13 protein-coding genes are annotated in these 21327 nt (G+C 52.6%); 6 read left to right on the top strand and 7 right to left on the bottom strand.

Annotated features, from left to right (window positions below):
- Positions 1 to 24 precede the first annotated feature (24 nt).
- Together QEH52_RS04260 and QEH52_RS04265 are read left to right on the top strand one after the other, a co-directional pair.
- Entirely contained in the window at positions 25 to 1335 is a 1311-nt protein-coding gene (locus QEH52_RS04260; RefSeq protein ID WP_308948820.1) for a porin, read from the top strand.
- Positions 1336 to 1340: 5 nt separating this feature from the next.
- Positions 1341 to 3143 (top strand): BCCT family transporter, encoded by a 1803-nt coding sequence (locus QEH52_RS04265; RefSeq protein ID WP_308948821.1) that lies wholly within the window; start codon positions 1341 to 1343, stop codon positions 3141 to 3143.
- 123 nt (positions 3144 to 3266) lie between these two features.
- Here QEH52_RS04265 and QEH52_RS04270 read toward each other — a convergent pair whose 3' ends face one another.
- Complete coding sequence (locus QEH52_RS04270) at positions 3267 to 6377, bottom strand: glycoside hydrolase family 2 TIM barrel-domain containing protein (protein ID WP_308948823.1); 3111 nt, start codon at positions 6375 to 6377, stop codon at positions 3267 to 3269.
- Positions 6378 to 6454: 77 nt separating this feature from the next.
- Here QEH52_RS04270 and QEH52_RS04275 point away from each other — a divergent pair, with 77 nt between their 5' ends.
- On the top strand, positions 6455 to 7300 hold the full coding sequence (locus QEH52_RS04275; protein WP_308948824.1) for a helix-turn-helix domain-containing protein: 846 nt from the start codon (positions 6455 to 6457) through the stop codon (positions 7298 to 7300).
- 55 nt (positions 7301 to 7355) lie between these two features.
- Here QEH52_RS04275 and yihA read toward each other — a convergent pair whose 3' ends face one another.
- The 3 genes from yihA to QEH52_RS04290 all read right to left on the bottom strand — a co-directional run bounded on the left by yihA (position 7356) and on the right by QEH52_RS04290 (position 10688).
- Positions 7356 to 8000, bottom strand: a complete 645-nt coding sequence (gene yihA / locus QEH52_RS04280) for a ribosome biogenesis GTP-binding protein YihA/YsxC (protein ID WP_308948825.1) — start codon at positions 7998 to 8000, stop codon at positions 7356 to 7358.
- A gap of 8 nt (positions 8001 to 8008) precedes the next feature.
- On the bottom strand, positions 8009 to 9586 hold the full coding sequence (gpmI, locus tag QEH52_RS04285; protein WP_308948827.1) for a 2,3-bisphosphoglycerate-independent phosphoglycerate mutase: 1578 nt from the start codon (positions 9584 to 9586) through the stop codon (positions 8009 to 8011).
- A 91-nt stretch (positions 9587 to 9677) separates the two neighbouring features.
- The gene (locus tag QEH52_RS04290; protein WP_308948828.1) at positions 9678 to 10688 is read right to left on the bottom strand and encodes a calcium/sodium antiporter; all 1011 of its coding nucleotides are present in this window, start codon (positions 10686 to 10688) and stop codon (positions 9678 to 9680) included.
- 151 nt (positions 10689 to 10839) lie between these two features.
- Between QEH52_RS04290 and ileS the strand changes: the two genes are divergently transcribed.
- Positions 10840 to 13662 carry an isoleucine--tRNA ligase gene (gene ileS / locus QEH52_RS04295; RefSeq protein WP_308948829.1) on the top strand — a complete coding sequence of 941 codons (2823 nt, stop codon included), beginning with the start codon at positions 10840 to 10842 and terminating at the stop codon, positions 13660 to 13662.
- A gap of 50 nt (positions 13663 to 13712) precedes the next feature.
- Positions 13713 to 14480, top strand: coding sequence for a TraR/DksA family transcriptional regulator (locus tag QEH52_RS04300; protein ID WP_308948830.1), 768 nt, complete (start codon positions 13713 to 13715; stop codon positions 14478 to 14480).
- 84 nt (positions 14481 to 14564) lie between these two features.
- On the opposite strand, the gene QEH52_RS04305 is transcribed toward QEH52_RS04300, so the two are convergent.
- The 3 genes from QEH52_RS04305 to menD form a co-directional block, all read right to left on the bottom strand.
- Positions 14565 to 16160, bottom strand: a complete 1596-nt coding sequence (locus QEH52_RS04305) for an ATP-binding protein (protein WP_308948831.1) — start codon at positions 16158 to 16160, stop codon at positions 14565 to 14567.
- Positions 16157 to 16831 carry a response regulator transcription factor gene (locus QEH52_RS04310; protein ID WP_308948832.1) on the bottom strand — a complete coding sequence of 225 codons (675 nt, stop codon included), beginning with the start codon at positions 16829 to 16831 and terminating at the stop codon, positions 16157 to 16159. The genes QEH52_RS04305 and QEH52_RS04310 overlap by 4 nt, the downstream gene beginning before the upstream one ends.
- Before the next feature lie 246 nt (positions 16832 to 17077).
- Positions 17078 to 18829 carry a 2-succinyl-5-enolpyruvyl-6-hydroxy-3-cyclohexene-1-carboxylic-acid synthase gene (gene menD / locus QEH52_RS04315; protein WP_308948833.1) on the bottom strand — a complete coding sequence of 584 codons (1752 nt, stop codon included), beginning with the start codon at positions 18827 to 18829 and terminating at the stop codon, positions 17078 to 17080.
- Positions 18830 to 19021: 192 nt separating this feature from the next.
- Here menD and QEH52_RS04320 point away from each other — a divergent pair, with 192 nt between their 5' ends.
- Entirely contained in the window at positions 19022 to 21196 is a 2175-nt protein-coding gene (locus QEH52_RS04320; protein WP_308948834.1) for a PAS domain-containing hybrid sensor histidine kinase/response regulator, read from the top strand.
- Positions 21197 to 21327: the final 131 nt, after the last annotated feature.

The following is a 21327-nucleotide window of genomic DNA, read 5'->3' on the forward strand; positions in this document are numbered from 1 at the left end:
CCATCGATTAAAAACATTGGGCGCATGGGACTATTCGCGTCCGCATTGTTGAGCACACACTTAAGCGCTCAAACCAAAGCGGAGCTGGCTGAGCAAGTGGTACGCCTCGAACAAGAGCTGGCGAGTGCTCGCATGGCACTGGCTGCTGCAGCTGAGCGAGAAAAACTGGCTCTGGTCCCAGCGAACCAGGCTGAAGCCCAACTGGCCGCAGAGCCGTCGAGTTCTGCGCCCGCCAAAATCCGCATTGGCGACCTGACGATCGGCGGCGCCATACGTGCCAATTACGTGATTGGGGATTATGATAATCCCAATCCAGCCAAGCCGAGCCGTGGTGGAGATGGTGGCAACTTCGAATTAGACGTCTTTCGCATCAACTTAGATTATGCGCACGGCCCCTACTCCGCTAAAGCGGAATACCGTTTTTACGATGGCTACAATTTCCTCCATACTGCTTGGTTCGGCTATACTTTTGATGACCAGAGCCAATTACAAGTCGGCGTGAATCGTGTACCATTTGGACCAGGCGCTTATGGTGTTTCGCAAAGCTGGTTCTTCGATCAGCACTATTATGTCGGTCTTTCTGATGACATGGATCTCGGCATCAAGTACACCCTACAGCCGGGTAATTGGACAATTGACCTCGGCTACTACTTAGCGGACGAGGGCCAATGGCGCGGCGCAAGCCACGATAGCGCTCGCTACTCTTACGACGTAGTCAACGAATCGGGTGACGGCTATGAAGAGCGCCATCAACTCAACCTACGTGCCATTTATCACACGCAATTCGGTGCGATCGATGCCGATTTAGGCAGCTCCTTCCAATATGGACAACTCGCCAGCCAAGGCACGCAATCAGACGGGCATCACTACGCGGCCTCACTACACGCAGTTTTTAAATGGCACGAATGGACGCTCGCACCTCAGCTCAGTTATTATAAATACGATGTGGATTCCCACTTAGTGCAGTCCGGCGTGATGAGCGACGAGTTAATCGATTTCGGGGCCTATGACTACGCTTGGCCCGTCGCCGCTGAAGCATGGATCCCTGCCCTCTCGCTGAGCCGCTACTACGAAACTTCACGCATCGCATGGCTCGACTCGATTACGCCCTACATTGAATACAGCAGTATTCTGAAGACGGCTGACGGCCAAAACGATAGCGAATTATTTATTCTTGGCGCAGCATGGGCTCGTGGCGGTTGGTATATCTATACCGACCTCGCGTTTTCCAATGGCAATTACTTCATCGGTGGAGACAGCTTCACGACCTTTGGAGAGAATCCGGACGACAGCTGGCAGTCGCGCTTCAACGTTAACTTCGGTTATTACTTTTGAAAAATATGACAAAGCATAGCACCCCCAAGCGCACCAAAGAGGCGACGCTCGCAGAAAAGCTAAAAAAGGCAGAAAAGATCGCACGTGAAAAAGCGATCAAAGAACGCGCCAAGTTCCGAGGGCTACAAATACGCCCCACTCCTGGCTTGTTCGACGAATCCGAAAAGCAAGAGCCCGGTGAAAACAACTGGAGTGGCTTTGGCTTCGACATCCATCCACATGTCACGGTCAGCGCAGTCATCATTCTAGCGGTCTTCATCATTGCTACATTAATGTTCCAAGAGCAGGCAGCGGCCCTGTCCTCAGACGTATTAGCCTGGGTCTCGCGTAGCTTCGGTTGGTTTTTCATTTTAGCGGCCAACATTTTTATCGGCTGCGCTTTGTATTTCGCATTCAGCCGTTTTGGACGGATTCGGATTGGCGGGGCCAAGGCCTTACCTGAATTTTCGACACCAGCCTGGTATGCCATGCTACTCAGTGCAGGCATGGGGATCGGCTTGATGTTTTGGAGCGTAGGCGAGCCTATGTTTCACTTCAGCAGTCCTTCACCCATGTTTATCGGTGTCGAAGGCGGCAGCCCGGCGGCCGCCCAAGCAGCGATGGGGCTCACCTATTTTCACTGGGGCTTACATCCATGGGCAATCTATTCCATCGTCGGCTTAGGTTTGGCATTTTTCGCTTACAACCGCGGCCTGCCGCTCACGATTCGTTCGATTTTCTACCCGATCCTTGGGAACCGTATTTATGGCCGCTGGGGGGACTTTATCGACGTGCTCTCAGTGCTCGCCACTCTGATGGGGTTGGCCACTTCGCTCGGCCTTGGCGTCTCGCAAATCAACGCGGGGCTCCATCATTTATTTGACGTGGATGTATCCACTCAAGTTCAAGTGCTCCTCATTGCGATCATTACGGCCATCGCCACTTTTTCAGTCATGTCGGGACTCGATGGTGGCGTGAAACGTTTGAGTGAGCTCAACATGGGGCTTGCCGGCCTCTTACTACTATTTGTTCTCATCGCCGGCCCGACGATATATATTCTAAGTGGCTTCACGCAGAACTTGGGCTTCTACATCGAGAACTTCGCTCAATTGAGCCTATGGACCGAAACCTTTCGCGACTCCAACTGGCAAGGTAGTTGGACGGTATTTTACTGGGCCTGGTGGATCTCCTGGTCACCTTTTGTCGGCATGTTCATCGCCCGTATCTCCAAAGGGCGCACAGTGCGTGAGTTTATATTAGGCGTCATGGTCGTGCCAACCTTACTCTCCTTCCTTTGGATGTCCGTATTTGGCGGTTCAGCTTTGTGGATGGAGTCCACGGGCGTCGCTAAAATTGCAGATGCAGTGAATGCAGACGTGGCTACGGCCATGTTCGCGATGTTTGAGCACTTGCCAATCAGCGGCATACTCTCCTTTGTCGGGATCGTACTTGTATCGGTGTTCTTCATCACATCTTCCGACTCAGGTTCACTGGTGGTCGACCATCTCACTTCGGGGGGCAAACTCGACTCTCCTGTGCCACAGCGCGTATTCTGGGCCATAATGGAAGGCGTAGTCGCGGCAGTGTTACTACTCGGAGGCGGACTGCATACGCTGCAAACCGCATCGATCGTCACAGGCTTACCCTTTACGGTAGTGCTCTTACTGATCTGTTACTCGCTCTATCTGGGCCTGACCCAGGAAGCCTATGTTGAAGATGCAGTCGAAGATAAATTACGCGATGTGCATGCCGATCATCGACTGGACGAAGCGATCAGCTCCGCGCACGAGGTTTTACTAGAGAAGACCAAGGCCGAGCTCAAAGATTGAAACAGCGAACGTGAAACGTCCTTCCCCGGTCTGAAGGGCTTCAAAGATTATAGCTGACGCGCGACAGGCGTTTACAACCTGTCGCGCGAATAGCACAAATAACACACACTTAGTCCACAAAGACTAGCTCAGCGAAATCAAGAACGCCCACTGATAAGCGCCGGGCTGGATGCGGTATTTCTCCAAAGCATCGGGGCCGCAACTTCCGCTACCGAGCCCACGTTGTAAGTGATCGATCGATACATAAGTCTCGGGACGTGCATTGAGTTCATAGGTATGCTTGGCCGCAAACCAATCGGCATCCGTATAGTGGCTGGCTTTAAATTCAAAAGGCTGCCCAAGCGCCTGCACGCGCAGGCTGGCTCCGCTCTCGGAGTTATGAAAAGCACACCAGCGCGTATCTGATCGGTTACCACACTCCTGCGGCATCACATAAGGCACATGCAGCTCATCTACACTGGTTTCGAACACGTCGGCCCATACGCCCGCTGCGCGATCTCGATAGTTTTCATAAGGTCCTAAGCCACAATAGCTGACCTGCTCAAAGCCAGCAGACAGTGCGAACTGATTGCCAACACGCGCCAGATCTGGCAGCTCCGCTAGACAGTTTAGCTCATTCTGAACCCAAAGCCCCCCCTCAGTGAGACGAATGCACTGGGTCCATTCCCCAGCATTAGGGTGTACTGGAGTGCTGAGTTTAAAGACCGATTGAACGCTACCATCTGCTAGAACTTCTTGGCTGATCAATGACTGCGTAGTTTCATGCAAGCCGGCGGCTTTCCAGCGCATCAGCGGCTTACGCTCTTGGCCATCCCACAATTTAATACCGTCGTTATCGGTGCCGGCACGCCACCAAGTAAATTGTAGTGGTTCCGCCAACACGTTCTCACCCGAGCCTTGTAGTGAGTGCAAATGTCCATCGACGCGTGATATCTCGGCGCGCAGCTTGCCCGCAGTGAGTGTAAGCAGGGAATCATGCTCCGCAGGCACCGCGATCGCAGGCACATCTGTCGGCGAAATCAAGGCCGCTTCTTGCAAAATAAAGTGTTCCCATGCCAACTCGTGATCAGCGGCCAAGAGCCCCTCATCAATAATTAACTTAAAAGAGAAGCGAAGACAGAGCATCTCCCCCTGAAAGTCACGCTGATGGGCTGCGACTTCTACCAGATCAAAGTCTTTGGAGGCTCCGGGCTCGATGCCTTCCAGCTGAAGACTGCCCGACGCGATGGGCTGCCCATCGCCCGAAAGTGTCCACTCCGCCGCCAGATAATCGAGGCTGCGAAAATCCTGCTTGGAGCGTATGCTAAAGACAGTCGAATCGGCTGACTGGCGCGTAACGGCGACGGGCTGCGCAAGTTTTTTGAATTCGAACAATGCCGGGTGCGGTTCACGGTCGGGCCAGACCAATCCGTCACAAACAAAATTGGCATCATTAGGCGTATCGCCGTAATCACCTCCATAAGCCCAGTATTCTTCGCCGTCTTCGGTAATTTCTTTAAGACCGTGATCGATCCACTCCCAGATAAAACCGCCTTGTAGGCCCTCATACTTTTCGAAAACTTCGAAGTATTCTTTCAAACTGCCATTACTGTTCCCCATCGCATGCGAATACTCACAAAGGATCACTGGTCGCGGATCTTTGACGGTTTCCACCCATTCAACCAGGCTATGCACATGCGCATACATGGGGTTGATGACATCTGTGGCCAAGTGCCCTTGATCCCATTCGGAGTGACTTTGCCCGCGGGAGATCGCGCCTTCGTAGTGCAACACACGACTGGAATCGTAATGGCGAATCCAGCCCGCCATCGCATCGTGATTCGCACCATAGCCGGACTCATTGCCGAGTGACCACATAATGATGCTAGGGTGATTCTTATCTCGCATCACCATCCGCATGCCACGCTCAACGAATGCATTGAGGTAGCGCTTGTCTCTGCAAATTTGATTATGGAAATCGTGTGTCTCCACATTAGCCTCATCCACGACGTAGAAACCATATTCATCACAAAGGTCATAGAACTTAGGATCATTTGGATAGTGCGCGGTGCGGATGGCATTTACGTTAAATGCTTTCATGACTTCGAGGTCTTTTCGCATCAGTTCCTCTGAGACGACCTTACCCTCGGTATCCGAATGGTCATGGCGGTTCACTCCCTTGATCAGGACTGCCTTGCCATTGATCAAAAGCTCACGATCCTTTATTTCAACTCGACGAAAGCCGATCCAGGTTGCCGTGCTTTCTACAACTTCCCCACTGGGCGACTTTAAGCAGACCACTAAGCGGTAACGATGAGGCTGCTCGGCAGACCAAGGCTGAATCGTAGCGAAACTGGCTTCTACCTTAGCCCCGACTCGTGGCCAGTATTCCAACTTCCCGCGCGCGGTTTCAACTGGCTGTGTCTGCATATCCCCGGAAATGGAAGCACCCTCAGCATCTAGTAACTGCCAATCTATAGTCCAGCCAGCCTCGGGCGTGGCGCCCATCTCCACGCGCACAGTCAAATCCAGATCTCCATCTCCCGTCGCAGGATTGTAATCAGTGCGTGCAAAAATGTCTTCCAAATAAATACGATCGGTTGAATACAGCGCAACTTCGCGGTGAATCCCGCCCAATCGCCATTGATCCTGATCTTCTACAAAGCTGGCATCGCTGTATTGAATGACGACTGCCTTCAGCGTATTGGGCTGGTCCCAAAGCACGTGCTCAGTGATATCATATTCGGAGGGCAAGCGAGAATCCTTATTCATGCCCAGGAACTTGCCATTCAGATAGACCTGTAGGACACCTTCGACACCACCGAAATGCAGCACCACTCGACGCCCCTGCCAGCTAGGCTCGACCTCGAAGCTGCGCGCGTACACGCCAGTGGGATTACGCTCCGGCGTGAAGGGAGGCTCTTCGCTGAAGGGCATCTTCACATTTGTGTAGTGCGGAAAGCTATAGCCATGAAAACTCCACATACCCGGCACCGGAATATCGCCCCAGTCTTCACCCTCAGTCGTGAGCGTTTCCACGGCCTCGGGCAATTGCTCCGGCGATTCGCGGTACAGAAAGCGCCAATCACCATCCAAAGAACGCCACCATGGGGAGGCCTCGCGAGGCTGAGAGAGCGCCTCTGCAGCGCTAGGGAAAGAGACCTGAGTGGCGCGCATCGGCACACGATTGATGCCAGTTAGTTCGGGCTGTTGAAAGGTCTTACCAAGAGTTGAATCAATTGAGGGTAAAGGCATGTTTCTAAAATAGCAATTATTGCGTCCGGCGGGAATAGCTTGCATGACTAAAGGCATGTCATTTTTGATTAGCTACAATGCAGCAATTCGAAAAATGGATGATACACGACACGATGTATCGTGGCAGCTCAGAGCAATCCTTCTCTCAGGGCTTGAGTTGTGGCTTTCTGGATAAGAGCGGCAAAACTGAGGATGTCAGCAATGAGCATTACGACCGGCTAGCCATGGTGTATGTGCTTCGAGGCAGTGGCGGCTACCAGGATAGCCAAGGCTATCAATGTGAGCTCCACGCAGGGGATGTGTTTTTCCGATTCCCGGATCGCTCACATAGCAGCCACATCGAAGCTGATAGCCAATGGCACGAGTGCTTTGTCTCTTTGCGATCTGAGTGGTACCACATCTTCCAAGAACTGGAGCTGATACGTCCCGACCAAGTACGGCTCCCGATGGGCATCGCAGAGGAGATCCCGACTCGCATCCATGGGCTCATGGACCTGATGCGCGCGGCGGACACTCCGACCGAAACCAGCTCGCTGGAATTCGAAATTGCCGCGCTGATACGTCGTGTGCTGGCCAGCGCCCAGGCCAATCGCTATGCCGACACGCCCCACGCCGACTTACTTAAACGCGCGCGTGAAATCATTCGCACGCAAGCCGCCTTAAAGTGCAGTATCGAAACACTGCTGGCCGAACTCGGGCTTAGTTACTCGCGCTTGCGCAGTCTTTTTCGTGCCGCCTACAACATCAGTCCAGGTGAATTCCGCATACAGGTACGAATCGAGAATGCTTGCTCACTACTCGAAACCACCGATCTTCCGATCAAAAAAATCGCAGACCAACTGGGCTATGCGGATGCCTTCAGCTTCTCCAAGCAATTCAAACAGAGGGTCGCACTCTCTCCGCAGCAGTTTCGCTCACGCTAAGGTGCACTCCAACGCTAGCTGTAAGTCGCAAGCCGCAAATCGCAAGCCGCCTCGTTTACTTCTTCATCCAACCGAGCTGAATCGGTTTGCCGGCCTTTTTCTTAGGCTTCTTAGGCAACTGCCCTTCGATCCAATTCATAATCGCACCCCGCCCGCGCTTGGTCTTGGCGCTGCATTTAAAAATTTGGTTAGGCTTGAGCCCATAATCTTCCAGCGCCCGCGTGAGTTGCACCTCGTGACTGATCACCTTGGTATCCGCACTGCGATCAGTCTTGGTAAAGATAATCGAATATGGAATCTCGCATTGCTGCATCCAGTCAATGAAGGCTAAATCGGTGTCCAATGGCTCCAACTGGGAGTCCAACAATGCGAAAACTTGCTTCAAATTCTCACGGCCAGTCAGGTACCCACTGACTTGTTCGTTGAACTTTTCTTGCTGTGTTTTGGAAACCTTCGCGAAGCCATAACCGGGCAAATCGACCAGTGTCCACTGATCGTTCATGCGAAAGAAATTAATCAACTTCGTTTTACCGGGCGTGCCCGAAGTCTTGGCCAGGCCCTTCACCTCTGCCAGCATGTTGACCAGCGAGGACTTGCCCACATTGGAGCGTCCCACAAAGGCAAACTCAGGCAGATTGGTGACGGGGCAGGCTTCGAGGTCGACTGCACATCCGATAAAACGAGCTGATGTAATTTTCATAGAGTGCTTTACTTAATCAAGCAGTGGCCCGTCATGGACTCAGGCTGCGGAAGGTTCATCAGCTTCAGCAATGTCGGGGCGATATCGCCCAGCGCGCCAGACTCCATGAGCTCGGCGTTCTTATATTGCTCGCTGTAAACAACGACTTCGACGGGGTTGAGCGTGTGCGCGGTGTGAGGACCGTTGCTCGCGTGATTCCAAAGTTGGTCGGAATTCCCGTGATCGGCAGTGATCACGGCAGAGCCACCCACTTCATCGATCGCGGCCAGTAGGTCGCCCACGCAACCGTCGACGATCTCGCAGGCTTGGATACAGGCATCCAAGACACCCGTGTGTCCGACCATGTCGGGATTGGCAAAATTGATCACAACCAGGCCGTATTTGCCGGATTTGATCGCTTCGACCGAAGCGTCGCGAATGCCGTAGGCCGACATTTCAGGCTTCTCATCATACGTGGCACAGTCTTTGCGGCTCGGAACCAACTCACGATCTTCCCCGGGGAAGGGCTCTTCGCGGTAGTCATTAAAGAAGAAAGTCACGTGTGGGAATTTTTCCGTCTCCGCGCAGCGGAATTGCCCAATCCCCTTGTCGGCCACATAGCTACCGAGGATGTCTTTCATCTTTTCAGGCTTCTGAAACACGATATTGGGGCAGAGGCCCTTTTGATATTCGCTCAGCGTCGCGAAGAAAACATCAAGCTTCTCGCCACGATCGAAGCCATCAAAGTCGTCTTGAATGAAGGCGCGGGTCAGCTCACGTGGACGGTCACCACGGAAGTTAAAGAAAATCACCGAATCGCCCTCTTGCACCGCGGCAATTGCTTGTCCGTCGGCGCCGACAATCGCAGTAGGTGGGCAGAACTCGTCTCCCTTAGTGCCTTCCGTTTCAGGCGAGTCGTATTGCAGCTGAATCGCCGCGTCTGCACTGGTCGCACTACGCTCGACCGTGCGACCGGTAATGCAATCGTAGGCGCGCTGCACGCGATCCCAGCGATTGTCACGGTCCATCGCCCAGTAACGACCTGCGATGCTCGCGATTTGTCCCACGCCGATCTCAGTCATTTGAGCTTCGACCTCGGCAATGAAGTTCTTACCAGAGAAAGGGCCCGTGTCGCGTCCATCGGTAAAAGCGTGCAAATAAACCCGCTCGATGCCCTCTTCTTTGGCGATCTTTAGTAAGCCGTAAAGGTGATCTAACATGGAGTGCACCCCCGCATCGGAGACCAAGCCCATAAAATGAAGTGCAGAGCCCTTGGCGCGCACATTATCGAAAGCAGCTTTAAGCGCTGGGCTTTCTTTCACCGAACCAGTCTCGATGCCCTTATTGATACGCACTAGCTCCTGGTCCACCACACGGCCCGCACCGATGTTTTGGTGCCCCACTTCGGAGTTCCCCATAATGCCAGCGGGCAAGCCAACTTCGAGACCACAGGCCGCGATCTCGGTGCGCGGATACTCTGCAGTCAAACGGTCAGCCACCGGCGTGTTTGCCAGCTTGACAGCGTTATAAGCATCGTAAGATGCATCATGATTAGCTCCCCAACCATCACGGATGATGAGGACGACAGGCTTTTGTTTTTCAGACATAGTAAATGAGTTGTTCGGTTTTCTGTGCTCGGTTTGCTCGGTTCTTGGCTCTCGGTTCTACGGATCACTAGAGAGCCGAAAACCAGTAAAGCTAAAATAGGTAGCCAAATTGTGAGAGTGCGGAAAGCGAAAGAATCCCGAAGTAAATAAAAAGCAAGGCCACACCTTCACGGCGCGACACGATATGACCACTCTTAAAGAACCATAGTAGTAGCCCTGAAAGCAAAACCAAAGCAGGAAACTCAACTAGCAAGAGCTCATAATGCACATTCATACCAGTGATTGCCGAAACACCACCACCGATCAGCAGTATATTAAACAGATTCGAGCCCACGATATTGCCCGCACACATATCGCCATGCCCCGCACGCACGGCAGCCACAGATGCAGCCAACTCCGGCAGACTCGTGCCAACGGCCACAATGGTGAGGCCGACAAACATCTCACTCGCCCCCATTCGCATGGCAAGCTCCACCGAGGCACCCACCAATACATCTGCGCCCAAGGCCAATAAAGCGGCACCTGCTAAAATAAATAGTAAGGCCGATTGAGTCGTTCGACGTGAATACTCCTCGGCCCCTTCGGTAAATTCCTGAATAGCGCCAGCCGAATCTTTGGACTTCGCACTGCGGACGACATAGATCAAATAAGCTGCCGTTAATGCCAGCAATATGCAGCCTTCCATGCGGTGAAAACCACCGCCCATTGCAAAAAGTCCGAAAATAACTGTAACAGCTATCAATATCGGCACTTCGCGGCGTATCATCCGCAGCTCAATTTTCAGTGGCGCGATGATCGCAGCGATCCCGAGAATCAGGCCGATATTCGCCACATTGCTGCCTAGAATGTTACCGAGCGCGATTTGTGGATTGTCTCGGGCTGCCATAAGCGAGGTCGCCATTTCTGGCATCGACGTAGCGATCGAGACCACGGTCAAGCCGACCACAATGGGATCGATTTTTAGATTCGTCGAAACGGCCGCCGCCCCCGTCGTCAAAATGTCGCCACCAAAAGTAAGCGCCACAAACCCGATAACTAGTAAAAGAAACAACCAGACGAGGTGTAAATCTGGGAAAGGCAGATTGATGAGTGCGAGAGACATAAGTAACGATAGATTGGCAGCAATAATATGGGCCGAAGAGCAAGGCAAGAAAGGCATTTAAAGAATGTGCGGCGAGAAAATTCTGAGTGCTTGACTTGAGGAAGCAAAAAACCACACTGCCGCGCTTTTCAACGGCCTTCGGTCAAATATTATGGCGCACGACCTCAAAGATACGCTCAACCTCCCTCAAACGAATTTCCCCATGCGGGGCAACTTAGTGGAGCGCGAACCTAAGCGAATAGATCACTGGAAGAAAATCGGTCTCTACGACCAGATCCAGGCTAAAAATAGTGGGGGTGAAAGTTTCATTCTGCACGATGGTCCGCCCTTTACCAATGGCGACCTCCACCTGGGGCACGCGCTCAACAAGACCTTGAAGGACACCATCTTACGCTACAAGTGGATGTCTGGCTACAACGCGCCCTACATCCCAGGCTGGGACAGTCATGGCTTGCCCATCGAGCACAAAGTCTCACGTGAGCTACAGGACTCCGGACGCACGGATTACACCGCGCTCGAGGTGCGCAAGGCTTGCGCTAAATTTGCGGACAAGTATCGCGTCATCCAAAGCGAGCAGTTCGAGCGCTTGGGTGTCACAGCCGATTGGGCCAATGAATATTGGACCATTCACCCCGAATATGAGGCGGCCGAATTAGAAACTTTCGCAAATTTTGTGGAACAAGGCCTCGTATATCGCAGCAAAAAACCAGTTTATTGGTCCATCCCCTGCGAGACTGCGCTCGCCGAAGCGGAGATCGAGTACAAGGACCACACCAGCATCTCAATCTTCGTCAAACTTCGCCTGAGTGACGAAGCACGTGCCAAGCTGGCCTTACCCGACGAAGATAGCTCAATATTGATCTGGACCACCACACCTTGGACACTGCCCGCTAACCTTGCAGTGTCAGTGCACCCAAATATCGAGTATTCCGCGATCAAGACCGCCTCCCATGGCACACTCATCGTGGCCACACCTTTGCTGGATTCTGTAATCGCTGAATGCAAGCTGGAAGGCGTCGAAACAATCGCTACCTACCTAGGCTCGCAGCTCGAAAAGCTCGAAGCGCGTCATCCCTTCATCGACCGTCCCTCCCCCATTCTGTTGGCTGAATATGTCACCACAGAGAGTGGCACAGGCTGTGTGCACACCGCTCCCGGACACGGTCTCGACGACTACATCACCGGTATCAACAATGGTATCGAAGTCTATTGCCCACTCGACGACAAGGGCTGTTATGTAGACGATGGCCAAGTGCCTGCCGATCTGGTGGGACTCTCCGTGCTTGAAACTGGCGATGGCAAACCATCCGACGCGAATCTCGGCGTGCTGCGCATCATCGCGACTAACGGCTCGCTGATCGCTAAAAAGAAAATCAAGCACAGCTACCCGCACTGCTGGCGCTCCAAGACGCCGGTCGTCTTCCGCGCCATGGACCAATGGTTCATCGCCTTGGACAAAAATGGCGACCGTGCACGCGCACTGGAGTCGCTCAACGACGTCAATTTCATCCCTAGCTGGGGCAAGAACCGCATCTGCGCGGCCGTCGAAAACCGTCCGGATTGGTGCATCAGCCGTCAACGCACTTGGGGGGTACCGATCCCGGCCTTCTACGACGAAGATGGCGGCGCTTATATCGACGCCAAGGTGATTCGTGCAATTTCACAAAAGGTCGCGCAATCAGGCACAAATATCTGGTTTGAGCAAACGGCCGCTGAAATCCTAGACGGCATTGAACTGCCGACGGACTGGCCCAGCACAGACAAACTCAAGTGTGGCACAGACACACTTGACGTCTGGATTGATTCCGGCTCCAGCCATCGCGCAGTGCTCCAAAAGCGTCCCAACCTGAAATGGCCTGCGGACCTCTATCTGGAAGGCTCCGACCAACACCGCGGCTGGTTCCAAAGCTCGCTGTGGACCTCGGTGATCGCCGACAAGGCGGCACCTTACAAGAATCTCCTCACCCACGGCTTCATCGTAAAGGAAGATGGCACCAAGCTCTCTAAGAGCGACGGCGCCGCGCGTCCGCTCAACGAATGGATTGGCGGCTATGGGGCCGACATCATACGCCTCTGGATCTGCTCACAAGACTATCGTGGCGACGTGCCGGTTTCCGACAAGATCGTCAAGAACGTGGCCAACAATTACCGCAACCTGCGCAACACACTGCGCTTCCAAATCGGTAACTTACACGACTTCGACCTGAGTAAAGATGCGGTGCCGCTCGACCAATTGAATGCCCTGGATAAGTGGGTGCTCAACGAACTCGGCCAGCTGGTACGTAAAGTATCTGAAGCCTACGAAGCCTATGAGTTCCACCGCGCATTCAAAGATTACATCGATCCCTTCGTCGCCAACACCTTGTCGGCCACCTATCACGATGTCATCAAGGATCGCCTCTACACACGTAGCCCCAACGATCCTCTGCGCCGCTCTTCACAAACTGCGATACAGATCATCTTCTCCGTATTCACTCGACTGATCGCACCTTTGGTACCTTTCACCGCAGATGAAGCCTGGAGCTACGCACAAAGCGATAGCGATTTCGGCGATCAGCCCATTGCGCTCGCCGACTGGCCTCAGGTAGATGTCGCATGGGACGATGCAGAAACTGCCTCGGACATTCGTGAGTTACGCAACTTCCTTTCAAATCAGCTCAATGACCGCCTCGAAGCTCTACGTCAGCAGAAAACGATCGGTCAAAGCCTCGACGCCAAGGCAGTCATCACTGGCAGCGCAAGCAATGCCGATTTTGCCCGCCTCAAAAAATATGAAGCCGATCTGCCGGAACTCTTCATTCTTTCGCAGGTCAGCTTGATCGAATCTCCCGAAGCCACCGAACTCCAGATCGAAGTCGCTCACGCAGACGGTGTCCGCTGCCCTCGCAGCTGGCGCTGGGTGCCTGAACTCGTCGAGACAGAAAAATGGGGTGCGGTTTCGCCACGTTGTGCCGAAGCGCTGAAATCAATCTAACCAATTAACCGTTAACATCACTTCAATCTCTTCTAAATATTTAAGCTATCATGCCTACCAATAAAAAGACTCCAGCAAATACTTTAAAAAAAGCGGTTGTTTCACGCGAGGGCGCGGCTGCCAACAAGAAATCGACACCCATCGTCTTTTCACTCGACGATGTCGAAGAATTGATGGCTGCCAAGAAGTCGCAAATTCCCGCACAAGAAGAAGCACCTAAAAAAGTCGCTGCAAAAGTACAACCTAGCAAGAAAGTCATCGTCGACGACAAGCCCGTTGAAAAACGTGTGCTCGGCGCCGCCTCGCTGGCCGACATTCTAGGCTTCAGCCCGACGGAAAAGAAAAAGAGCACCGAACTCGACGAAGACCAGATCCCGCAAAAGTGGAAAAAATACTACGACTTGCTGCTCGATCTACGTGCGCATGTTAGTGACGAAATTAATCTACATACTTCGGATACACTCAAGCACACATCAAACGATAACTCTGGCGACAATCACGCAGCTGAGTCGGGCACCGATGCGTTCGATCACGATTTCGCACTAAGTCTGGTTTCCAATGAACAGGATGCCCTGCACGAAATCGAAGCCGCCATTTTACGTATCAAAGACGGTAGCTACGGCATATGTGAAATCACCGAAAAACCAATTCCAGCAGCACGTTTGACAGCAGTGCCCTTCGCACGCTACTCAGTAGAAGGCCAAGCCGAACACGAAAAGAGCCAAATGCGCAAGAGCAACCGCATCGCCGCGGGCGGCATCTTCGGTGATGTGACCGATGCACCTAAGCTCGAGTCCAGCGACGACGACGAGGAATAATCCTCAGCCTCGAAACTGAGTTCAGATTTATTCAGCGCATTCGAGTATCACTCGAATGCGCTTTTTTAGGCCTGAATCTCTCGCTCATACTGCCTCACTCGCTGGCAATATGAGTGAGAACGAGACCTGACCCTGGCAATAGTCATTCAAAATCAGATCTCCCTCATGCGCACGCGCAATTTCACGCGCGAGACTCAAGCCCAAGCCCGAGCCCGCGGTCGTACGCGATTTCTCCACACGGTGGAAGCGCTTAAATAGCAAAGGGCAATCTTCTTCAGGGATCGGTGGCGCTGTATTCGTCAAGGTGAAACACAATTGAGTGCCTTGGCGTTCTAGACGAAAGCAGACCGCGCCCCCAGACACTGTGTATTTCGCCGCATTCGAAATCATATTACGAACCGCCTGGTTCAATAAGGCCAGATCGCCACACACGAAACTGGGCTCTATCAAAAAAATATCTACTTGAAGTGCGGGCGCCATCACTTCCAAGTCCTCTGCCGCCGAACGAATCAGCTCACTTAACTCGAGTCGCTGGCTATTCAACTTTAACCGCCCCTCATCCGCATGCGCGAGTAAGAGTAATTTTTGCACGACAGATTTCAAATGGCTTAGCTCTTCCATCAGCATGCCATAGCGCTGCTGCTCCTGCGAGCCTGCCTCCGCCGATTGAATCGCATTATCCAATTCGCCCTGAAGTATCGTGAGCGGCGTCTGTAACTCGTGTGCGGCATCGGCACTAAAGCGCACCGCCTGTTGGTAGCCCTTCTCTAAACGGTCCAGCATTTGATTAAATACAGAAACTAAGCGTTGTAGCTCAATATCTCGCCCCACCATAGGAATACGGCGATCCAGGCCCTTGGCCGTAATGCCTTCAGCTGTATCCGCTATAATCGAGACTGGACGCATGGCTCGATCCGCAAGAAACCAGCCAACAAAGGATAATAGGATCAAGCCGATCGGCACCGCTAAGAAGAAAACGGTTCGCAAACTATTCAAGTCGCGATAAAACACCTGCATATTCATTGCTAAGACTACCGTCTGGTGATCTGAAATAAAGAGCCCCACTCTCCAATTGCCCGACTGCGACTTGGAGTAGAGTGTTTTAAAGCCAGCTTCAACAATCACCGGAGGCTCACGTCGCCGCGGCGGCAGCCTCGCCTCAGCCAGTGGTGCCAGTTCCTCCGAATTAAGCCATCCGTCCTGATCCGAGTCTAGCAGCTCAAACTCAACCACGGGCCCATCGAATTCTTGTAGCGATATTACACCATCTTGATCCCGATCTAGTCGGCGTATAATTCCACTCCCGATGGGACGGACCATCTTCTCCTCGGACAACACTAGTGGCTGCTCCAGCACCCCTTCAGCCAATTTAATTAATTCAGCTGGCGCATTGTCCGACTGAAATGACACCTGCTGCGCCCCATTTACCACCAATAACGCCATCCGCCCGTCCGCATCATCTCCGTAGATAAATTGTAACGACTTCTCAAAATTCTGCCAAAAATTGTGCGGACGCGAACCTCGCAGAGACGATTCCGCGAGAGTCCGAATCTCCTGATCCATACCATCAATTCCGGTATGATATGCCGACGCAAAGAAGAGTCCACCAAACGACACCAACAAAGTTCCCGTAACCAGCAACGAGGTCAGCGCGATCTTAAATTTAAACGAGTGCCTCATGCTTCATCCCGCAAACGATAACCCACCCCACGAATGGTCTCTATCATCGAGGCCTCGCCCGCGACATCAATTTTACCACGTACGCGTCGCACATACACGTCTACCACGTTGGTCTGCGGATCGAAATCGTAGCCCCAGACATTCTCGAGCAGTTGCGTGCGCGAATACACCCGCCCTGGCGAACGCATCAAAAGCTCAAGCATGTTAAACTCACGACTGGTCAAATCGATACTTTCCTCTCCGCGATGCACCTCCCGGGTGATTAAGTTCAGGCTTAGCGCCCCTTGCTGGATCACATTTAGCGGCTCTCCGCTGGCACGACGACTGACCGCGAGTATACGCGCAATCAGTTCTTCCATGAAGAAGGGCTTCGCCAGATAATCATCTGCTCCGAGGTTTAAGCCCTCCACACGTTCATCCAAACCGCTTCGCGCCGTAAGTAAAATGACTGGCACTGTATTTTTCTGCTCTCGCAAGCTGCGCAAGATACTCAAACCATCACGGCCAGGCAGCATAATATCCAACAGAATCACGTCATAAGATTCGGATACCGCCAAATCGTAACCGGCATCGCCATCATTACAAACGTCGATCACATAGCCTTGCTCCTTCAGTCCTCTCTGGACAAAAGAAGCAATCTTGGGGTCATCTTCCACTATCAGGATTTTCATACGCGAAGAAGCTAGCACAGTCGTATATATTTCAGCGATAGCTTTCTGATTACAAAACTGTAATTTTTATACGCTGGCCATAGTCAAAAAGCTCTGCTTAATTTCGAGACTCGGAGCGTTATGCATGTTTGGATGCGAGCCGCCGACAACAACTTTTTTAATGTCTGGCACAGACAATAACTACTACACCACACACACACACACACACACACCGCCAATGGCTCCGCCCCCGATGACTGGGCGGGGCTATTGGTGGAACTTGTGCAATTGAAGCCGATCCGCCTTACGGTCCGTCAATAGTTCCAGGACGCGTAGGCCCGGCTCCGATGACTTAGTCAACGCATTCACCAGTTGTGACCAATCATTAACGACTTGATGAGGCACACGATACGCGGCACATAATTGCCCCGGATCTACATTCTGCGGCGTGCTAAAATATTGCTCAAAAGGTGGATCCATCTGGGCCACAGGCAAGTGCTCAAAGATGCCACCACCGTTGTTATTAATCAATACTACGGTTAAACTGCCCCGCAGCTGACTGGATGCTAACAGTCCATTGCTATCGTGCAAAAAAGCCAAATCACCCGTCAATAAAAAGGCAGGTCGTCCCCCGTGAGCCACCCCCAAAGCGGTGCTCAAAGTCCCGTCGATTCCATTCGCACCTCGATTGCAAAAGACCGCACAAGCGCGACTACCAGCCGACCAAAAATACTCGGCGTAACGCACACTCATACTGCTCGCCAAGAAGACACTGCTACCAACTGGCAAATGTCGAGACAGTAACCAAGCGACTTTACCTTCAAACAATGTATCAAGATTTTCCATACACTCATCAATCGCTTGCGACTGGCGAGCTTCCAGCGTCGTCCATTTGGATGCCCAGTCGGAGTCCACACGTTGATGTTGCAAATGCTCCGCAAGACTAAGCACATCGCCATATAGTGGAGTTGCGACACGATGCAAAGGGTCGGTGTTGATCGGAGAGGCACTCAGTAAAAATGAGACCGCATTTAACTGCCCCAACCAAGCGCGTAAGACCTTGCTAGTCGGCAAAGATCCGATCTGTAAGATCGCGGTCGGTTGCAGCGAAGCTTGCTCGCCAGATTCACGCAAAAATGTATCATAGCGGGTAATCACCCTCCTATCTTCGCTAGCATAATTTCGGAGTGGATTCAGCACATCCGCCAGGACCGGCCACCCAAGCTTCTTAGAGATCATTGAAACTGCATTCGCAAAAGCCTCATCGCCACAGCGCGGATTTTCAGTGCCCACGATAATCAGTCCTCGACTGTGACTGCTAAGGCGCTCCAAAGCCACCAGATCCAGACCACCCGCTTGCAACACCGCCTCGCACGGACGGGTCGACACAGTCGCCGCCTCCTCCAGCACTGCCGCCTCCACGACAGGCTGTGATGCGTCCAAGCTCGGCGGCAAGGGATCACGGAATGGGAAATTCAAATGCACAGGCCCCGCATTCGCACTCAAAGACAAGTGCACCGCATGCACCAAGCTTTGCCGCAAATAGGCCAGCATCTCAGGCGAGCACTCGGGTAAAGCCAATTCTTTAAATTGCCGCACACTGTCGCCATAGAGCTTGAGCTGATCGATCGTTTGGCCCGAACTGCAATCACGCAACTCTGCTGGACGGTCCGCAGTCATAATGATCAGCGGCGTGCCACTCATCGAGGCCTCCAACACAGCCGGCCAATAATTCACCGCGGCCGAGCCCGAAGTGCACACTAGTGCGACCGGTCGCCGAGTCCGCTTGGCCAAGCCTAAGGCATAAAACGCAGCCGATCGCTCATCCAAAATCGAGAGTGCCTCCACCCGCGCATTGCGCGCCGCGGCAATCGTCAGCGGCGTCGAACGCGATCCCGGCGAGGTCACCACCGTATTCACGCCCAAACGAGCCAAAACCTCCATAGTCAATGCCCCCCAAGCGGAATTCACATTGGAGCGAGCGATGGCATCAAAAGGTTCAGTTACAGACAGCGACATTCTATCATTTATTCGAGCTATGATTCAGATGTCAACGATCTCACAAAGGCTTGCCGACCGAAAACTGAGGGACAAAATATATTCTCTGGCGTGTTGCCATAATAGCCTCACCCCCATAAAATTGCGCCATCTACTTACAACCTCCCCCCTATCCTATACCACGCCTGGGCTAACTGTCACCACTGAGCAGCTATGAAATCCTCCCCTAGACGCTACCTACTGATTCCGCTCTGCGCGGCTTGGCTGCTCGCGATGTTCTTTATCTACATAGAATTAAGACATTCGGGACTCCGCACGCTCCGCGACCTATGGAGCATATTGATACAAGTTTCGGGCGTCACTTTTCCACTGCTTTTCGTCAGCATCTACCTCTCAAATAAACGCTTACAGAAACGCTTCGACAATCTATCCAGTTCCATCGCTCAAGCAAAAGAGGAAGAACTGTCTCGAAATCGTAGCATTATTGAAGGCACCGAAGTCGGCACTTGGGACTGGAATTTGAAAACAGGCGAACTCGTACTCAATGAACGCTGGGCGGGGATTCTTGGCTACACGCTCGAAGAGCTCAAACCCATCGGTATCAGCACCTGGGAGCGAACCGTCCACCCCGACGACATGCAGTCCGCCGAAATCATGCGCCACCAGCACCTCCGTGGAGAAAAAAAATACTATGATGCTCAATTTCGCCAACGCCACAAAAACGGCGAATGGCGCTGGATCAACGCCCGTGGCAAACTGGTCGAATGGACCCCCACGGGCGAACCACTACGCATGAGTGGCACCCACATGGACATCACGGAGCAAAAAGAAGCTGAGCTCGCACTTAGTGAGTCGAAACGAATGTTGCGCCGCGTGCTCAATACCATTCCAGCCCGTGTTTTTTGGAAAGATACCCACTCCGTGTTTCTAGGCTGTAATCAATTACTCGCACAGGATTTAGGCCAAGAAACCCCCTATGACCTCATCGACAAAACCGACTACGATTTCTTTAGCAAAGAAGAGGCTGAGCGCTTTCGACAAGACGATCAAGAAGTCATGCGCACGGGGAAGGCTAAAATTGCCTACGAAGAAGCCCTCAAACGTCCTGATGGAGGCTTAATTTGGTTGCTCACTTCAAAAGTTCCCCTGCGTGATCAGGACGACAAGATCATCGGCGTATTGGGCACTTATGAAGACATTAGCCTGCGCAAACAAACAGAGTTCGAACTCATCCAAGCCAAAGAAGCCGCCGAAGCTGCCAGCAAGGCGAAAAGCGAATTCCTCGCGGTCATGAGCCATGAAATGCGCACCCCGCTCAACCCGATATTGGGTTTCGCCGACATTTTACTAGAGAGCTGCACGGAAGAGCCCGAAGTCAGCTATATTAACACCATCATCAGCTCTGGCCAACGTCAGCTCGCCCTCATCGACGACATTTTGCACTACATGCGCATCATCAGCGAACGTGTCGAGCCCAACAATCAGCAGTTTAACTTAGTCAAATTTTGCCAAAGCCTAATCGAAGAACTCCAACCGAGCGCAGGCGAGCTCACACTCCACTTTCAGAATGGCAAACTCGGCGCCCCAGTCCCCGTCGACCTATGCGTCGAGACCGATCAGCACATGTTGCGGCGCATCTTGGAAAACCTGCTCAATAATTCGATCAAATACACCCACAGCGGCAGCGTTAACCTGCAACTGTCAATGAAAGCCAGCCCCAGCCCACGCTTTCAATTCACCGTGCAAGACACCGGCATCGGAATCGAAGCATCCCAACAAAAACAACTCTTTGATCCCTTTAGCCAAGTCGACGCATCCTACACCCGCAAGCACGAAGGCATTGGCCTCGGCTTAGCCATTTGTCAAAAGCTCACCCATCTATTAGACGGAAAAATCGGACTCCAAAGCACACTCGGGCAAGGCTCCACTTTTACAGTAGATCTGCCCCTCCAAGTTGTCACTGAAAGCCCAGCAAGTATCACCACAGACAGGCCAACGCCCCGCAAAGAAAAATTCGCACGCCCCTACAAAATACTCATTGTCGATGACAAGCCCGACAATATCCTGATAGCCAAGGCACTCGTCGAATCCCACCAAGGTCAGGCCCACACAGCCAACAACGGTAAAGAAGCGATCGCCAGCTGCCAAAAAGAGACATTTGACCTAATTTTAATGGACTTATCGATGCCGCTCATGAACGGCATTCAAGCCAGTAACTGGATACGCAGCCACTCCAGCGAGAATCAGCATACCCCGATTATCGCCATGACTGCAAACGTCGACAAAGAAGCTCAAAACGCCTGCCACGAAGCCGGCATGGCCGCCTTCATCAGCAAGCCCATCCAATCCCAAGACTTCTTCCAAACGCTCAACGCCCTACTCAAGTAGCCCCCAGCAAGAGAGCTTATTTTGGCCGCAGAACAATCTTTCATACAGCCGAAGCCAGCTGCGTGAATAGATGGCACAGGGACGGGGTCTAAAGAGCCCCGCTACTTTTGATTCTGTAGCCGAGTTCTTTA

This window comes from Thalassobacterium maritimum (genome assembly GCF_031127805.1).
Lineage (GTDB): Bacteria > Verrucomicrobiota > Verrucomicrobiia > Opitutales > Coraliomargaritaceae > Thalassobacterium > Thalassobacterium maritimum.

Bases quoted from the DNA above. Each gene is read 5' to 3' on its own strand.
- menD (WP_308948833.1), bottom strand. From the start codon at position 18,829: ATGTCGCTGTCTGTAACTGAACCTTTTGATGCCATCGCTCGCTCCAAT.
- QEH52_RS04270 (WP_308948823.1), bottom strand. From the start codon at position 6,377: ATGCCTTTACCCTCAATTGATTCAACTCTTGGTAAGACCTTTCAACAG.
- QEH52_RS04265 (WP_308948821.1), top strand. From the start codon at position 1,341: ATGACAAAGCATAGCACCCCCAAGCGCACCAAAGAGGCGACGCTCGCA.
- QEH52_RS04305 (WP_308948831.1), bottom strand. From the start codon at position 16,160: ATGAGGCACTCGTTTAAATTTAAGATCGCGCTGACCTCGTTGCTGGTT.
- QEH52_RS04260 (WP_308948820.1), top strand. From the start codon at position 25: ATGGGACTATTCGCGTCCGCATTGTTGAGCACACACTTAAGCGCTCAA.
- yihA (WP_308948825.1), bottom strand. From the start codon at position 8,000: ATGAAAATTACATCAGCTCGTTTTATCGGATGTGCAGTCGACCTCGAA.
- QEH52_RS04310 (WP_308948832.1), bottom strand. From the start codon at position 16,831: ATGAAAATCCTGATAGTGGAAGATGACCCCAAGATTGCTTCTTTTGTC.
- gpmI (WP_308948827.1), bottom strand. From the start codon at position 9,586: ATGTCTGAAAAACAAAAGCCTGTCGTCCTCATCATCCGTGATGGTTGG.
- ileS (WP_308948829.1), top strand. From the start codon at position 10,840: ATGGCGCACGACCTCAAAGATACGCTCAACCTCCCTCAAACGAATTTC.
- QEH52_RS04275 (WP_308948824.1), top strand. From the start codon at position 6,455: ATGCAGCAATTCGAAAAATGGATGATACACGACACGATGTATCGTGGC.
- QEH52_RS04290 (WP_308948828.1), bottom strand. From the start codon at position 10,688: ATGTCTCTCGCACTCATCAATCTGCCTTTCCCAGATTTACACCTCGTC.
- QEH52_RS04320 (WP_308948834.1), top strand. From the start codon at position 19,022: ATGAAATCCTCCCCTAGACGCTACCTACTGATTCCGCTCTGCGCGGCT.
- QEH52_RS04300 (WP_308948830.1), top strand. From the start codon at position 13,713: ATGCCTACCAATAAAAAGACTCCAGCAAATACTTTAAAAAAAGCGGTT.